3 protein-coding genes are annotated in these 4,589 nt (G+C 71.9%); all 3 read right to left on the reverse strand.

Going from position 1 to position 4,589, the window contains the following annotated elements; translation table 11 throughout:
- On the reverse strand, positions 1 to 249 hold a 249-nt coding region (locus tag RWR81_RS12440; RefSeq protein WP_314458040.1), incomplete at its 3' end, for a TadE family type IV pilus minor pilin.
- 209 nt (positions 250 to 458) lie between these two features.
- Positions 459 to 710 carry a DUF4244 domain-containing protein gene (locus RWR81_RS12445; RefSeq protein ID WP_314458041.1) on the reverse strand — a complete coding sequence of 84 codons (252 nt, stop codon included), beginning with the start codon at positions 708 to 710 and terminating at the stop codon, positions 459 to 461.
- Between the two features lie 468 nt (positions 711 to 1,178).
- On the reverse strand, positions 1,179 to 4,589 hold a 3,411-nt coding region (locus tag RWR81_RS12450), incomplete at its 5' end, for a DEAD/DEAH box helicase (RefSeq protein WP_314458042.1).

The raw sequence follows: 4,589 nt of genomic DNA on the forward strand, positions 1-4,589 counted from the left end.
TGGGCCGGGCACGGGACGGGCAGCGGTGACGCAGGTGAGCTCGCCCTGCTCGACGCCGAGGCTCACTCCTCCGGCCACGCGCTGTGCGGCGCCGGTGTAGTCGTCCTGGCCGATGGCGGCCTGGCGGGCGGCCGTACGGGCGGCGTCGGCCACCCGCAGCTGGGTGACGCCGGCGCTGACGGCAGCCAGAACGATGAGGAGCACGAGGACGACGGCGGGCAGGGACAGCGCCGTCTCGGCCGTCACCATCCCCTGCTCGTTCTGCCCGGGCTCGTCCGGGCCGTTGGCCCCCTCGCCGGACTCACCGTCTCGACGGGGCAGGCGCCTGGGTGACGAGTGCGGTTCCGTCCGCCCGGAGGGCCGGCGGGAAGCGGGTACCCGGCGGCGACGTCGGCCACCGCCAGGTACCCGGACCACTCGGGGGCGAACGCGCCCACCCACTGCGATGACGCCGCACATCACACCGAGAGCGCCGACTCGATGATGGACTGCAGAGCGCCGCTCAGGCTGCCCGAGCGCATGAGCGCCAGCAGCAGACCCGCAAAGGCCGCAGCAGCCAATGTCCCGATGGCGTACTCGGCGGTGGCCATGCCGTCCTGCCCGGACGCCAGACGCCTCAGAGTGGCCGGCAGTGCCAATGGGTCGCCCGAGCGGGCCAACATCACACTGGTGCGAAGAGTACGCAAAGCGGTTCTAGTGGGTCTCCTCATGGTGGTTCTCCTCTGGTTGGCGGGGACCAGCACTCGGCTGTTCCCCAACGGGCACCGTGCCCGCCCACCCAGAATCGGTCCACCCTGCGCCCCCGCGCTCAGGGGCTTCTCAGCCCTGTGAAGACAACTTGCAGTCCCGAGCCTGTGGCGCCGGGGACCGCACAGGCTTGAGCCGATCCGCCCCACCGCTTGGACCTCGCTCACAGCCGGGGACATTCTGCGCGGCCGGGTGCCAACCGCTCCGGGCGGGGACGCTCCACGCGTACGGGTGCAGGATTCCTGTCCCCGTACGCGCAGACGGCACCCACCGGCATCAAAACGTCCCCGGCCGCGTGGAAGGCCCCTGGCATCGACTGTCTCCATGAGTGACGGCAGGAAGGCCCCCACCAGGACACAGCCGGATGGAGGCCACCGCGCAGGTGGTCGGGCGCGAGTGACCCAAGACCGCACCCGACCGCATCGAGAGCCTCAGCCCTCAATGAGCTCGCGGATCTCGGCGGCGGTGAGGGCCGCCGGACTGAGGCCGCCTGCACCCGCGCCCGCAGCCCCGGCCACGCCCTCGCCGCCGGCCTCGACGTCGCCGGTCCCCTCGATGACCCGGGCGAAGAGCTCGGCCTTCTTCTCCTTGAGGGCCATGACCTTCTCCTCGATGGTGTCGGCCGAGACGAGCCGGTAGACCATGACCGGCTTGTCCTGGCCGATCCGATGGGTGCGGTCGACGGCCTGCTCCTCGGCCTGCGGGTTCCACCACGGGTCCAGCAGGAAGACGTAGTCGGCCTCGGTGAGCGTGAGCCCGAAACCACCGGCCTTGAGGGAGATGAGGAAGACATCGGCCCCGCCGGCCCGGAAGGCATCGATGACCTCTTGACGGTTGGAGGTTCCGCCGTCCATGTAGGCGGTTCGCACACCGGCGGCCTCCAGGTGCTCGCGCACGCCGGAGAGATAGCGCGTGAACTGGGAGAAGACGAGAGCACGGTGCCCCTCGGAGAGGATCGGCCCCAGGTGCTCCAGGAGCGCCTCGACCTTGGCCGACGGACTCGGCCGCCGACCGGGCCTCCGCTGCCCCTTGGAGGGGGCGGCGGCCGCCTTGCCTTTCACACCCCTCACACCACGGGCCTCCTTCTTCCCGGAACCGCTCTTCCCGCCGGCCACTCCTCCAGCGTCCGCAGCCGCCACTCCGTCCTCGACGTCGACGAGCGCCGGGTCGAGCGCCATCTGCCGCAGGGTGGTCAGCGCCTTGAGCGCGATGAAGCGCGACTGGGCGGTGTCCTCCTTCAGCAGCCCGAGGATCCTCTGCCGCTCCCGGGCCAGGCGCTGGTCGTAGGCCTTGCGGTGCTTGGCGCCCAGCTCGACGGCCAGGACCTGCTCGGTCTTGGCGGGCAGGTCCGCGGCCACCTGCTCCTTGGTTCGTCGCAGCAGGAAGGGCCGCATCCGGCGCCGCAGCCGTCCCAACGCCTCGGTGTCCCCTCGGTCGATCGGTTTGCGATAGACCTGCCCGAAGCGCTCCGGATCGGGCAGCAGCCCCGGCGCCGCGATGCTCATGAGCGCCCACAGGTCCATGAGCGAGTTCTCCAGCGGCGTGCCCGTGATCGCGATGGTCGACGGCGACCGCAGCCGCCGCACGGCCTTGTAGGTGGCCGAGGTGTGGTTCTTGACGAACTGGGCCTCGTCGCACACCACCCAGGCCCAGTCCTGGGCGATGAACTCCTCCTCGCACAGGCGCGCGATCGTGTAGGAGGTGACGAGGACGTCGCAGCCCTCCACGATCTCCTCCAGGGTCTCCTCGCGCTTGGCGGCGGTCCGTCGCACGGCCCGGACCCGCAGCCCCGGGCAGAAGCGCCCGGCCTGCTCCACCCAGGAGCCGACGACGGAGGTCGGCGCGATGACGAGCACCGGCCCGGCCCCCTCCGGCTCACCGGAGTCGTCGGAGGCGGTCGACTCGCCGGCCGGGCCTTCCGTTCCATTCTGCGGAGCGCCCCTTGAGTCGGCTCCAACGCCGCCGGGCGCAGCCCCACCGGCGCCGACGTCAGCCGGTACCTGTTCCTCGGCCTTCTCACGCTGCTCGATGAGGCGTTGAACGGCGGCGAGCACCTGGACGGTCTTGCCCAGTCCCATGTCGTCGGCCAGGACTCCGCCGAGGCCCGCCTGGCGAAGGAAGTCCAGCCATCGGTAGCCCTCGAGCTGGTAGGGGCGTAGCGTCACCCGCATCCCCTCGGGCACGGTCACCTCGCCGACACTGCCCCCAGCATCGGCAACAACGTCGTGCTCAGCAGCGGCCTCGGCGGCGCGCGCCCGCTCCAGCAGCCGCCCGACCCGCTCCTTCCAGCGGGCCGTGGCCCGCCCGATGAGGCCGAGGGACTCCAGGACCTCGTAGTAGCCGGCGTGCAGGGCGCTGACCCGCAGGCTGCCGTGCGCCTGCGGGTCGGCGAGCTCGCGGCCCTCCTCCATGAGGCGGGCCAGGGCCTCGATCTCCGGGCGGTCGATGCTCACCCACGTGCCCGACTCCAGGAGCACCTCGGGCTCACCGGCGGCCACGGCCGCCATGAGCAGCGCCAGAGGGATCTCCTCCTCGCCCACGTGGACACGCACGGACAGGGAGAACCAGTCAGGGCGGTCCTCATCGTCACTGATGCTGGTGGTGATGACCGGAGCGTCGTCGGCCTCGCGGTAGTCGGGGACATCGTCATCGACCTCGACGTCGAAGGCCTCCAGCTCACGCAGGACCGGCAGCGTCTCGGTCATGAAGCGGGCCGTGGCCATGCCGCGCAGGTCCAGGGGCCGCCAGACGGCCGGGTGCCGGACGGCCAGGGGCAGCAGGTGGTTGAGGACCTCGCGGACCAGGCGGGTCTCCCCCTCAATGTCCCGGCCGGCGGTCTCGCCCTCGATGCGACCCTCAGCGGCCTCGGCGAGGTCCCCGACGCCGTGGCCGCGCAGGACCTCGCCGTCCTCGGAGATGTAGCGGATGGACCACTCGGTGGTCAGATGGTGCCCCTCGGCGTCGACGTGGACCGCGAGCGCGGCGCGCAGCGTCGTGGGCCGGGGCAGGCGGATGGAGGCATCGGCGGACAGGATCGGCAGCGCCCGGGTGAGGGCCTCGAGGTGCTCGGTCTCGAAGCGCTCGACATCTCCGGCTGGGATGGTGATCGTCTCCCCCTCACCCAGGAGCAGCCGCGAGAGCGCCTCAGTGGGGCGCGGCTCGATCGGCATGAGCAGCAGCTCGCGTCCGGGCATCCACGTGTAGAAGCCGTGAACCGGGTCGCCGATCGGCATGAGGGAGAAGCTCAGGCGCAGTCCGGGGACCTGCAGGCTGCGCAGTTCCTCGATGTCGTCGATCTCCACGGCGGGGGTGATGACGACGCCGCCGCCCTCCTCGCGGGTGAGGTGGACGCCGCCGCGCAGACCCTCGGCGAGGTGGACGGGCATGCCGTGGCGCTGCGCGGTGGTGAGGGTCAGGCCGGCCACCACCCCACGGCGCAGCACCTCCCAGACGCGGGCGGGCGCGGTCACCAGGGAAACGCGGTCGTCGGCGTAGTAGAAGCCGTAGCCGTCGGCCATGCCGGCCAGCTCGCGCAGGACGTCGATGACTTCGGGGTCCACCTCGTCGTCGAGCCCACCGGAGGCGATCTGGCTCCATGAGGCGCCCTGTCGGTTCCAGCCGCGCTTGCCCTCGATGAGCGGCAGCATGGATGGACCGGCCGGGGTGCCCCACATGCTGCCGGGGTCGTCGATGATCTCCAGGGCCATCCGACGGCGCGGCGCGCGCTCTGGCCGCAGCAGGCCGGCCAGCCGGCTCTCCCAGGGGGCGACCTGCCCGGCCGGGGCTGCGGCGTCGGGCTCCTCCTGCGCCAGGGAACGCGCCGTGATGAGCAGGGCGGCCAC

Source organism: uncultured Actinomyces sp., assembly GCF_963526355.1.
In the GTDB taxonomy this organism is placed as follows: domain Bacteria; phylum Actinomycetota; class Actinomycetes; order Actinomycetales; family Actinomycetaceae; genus Actinomyces.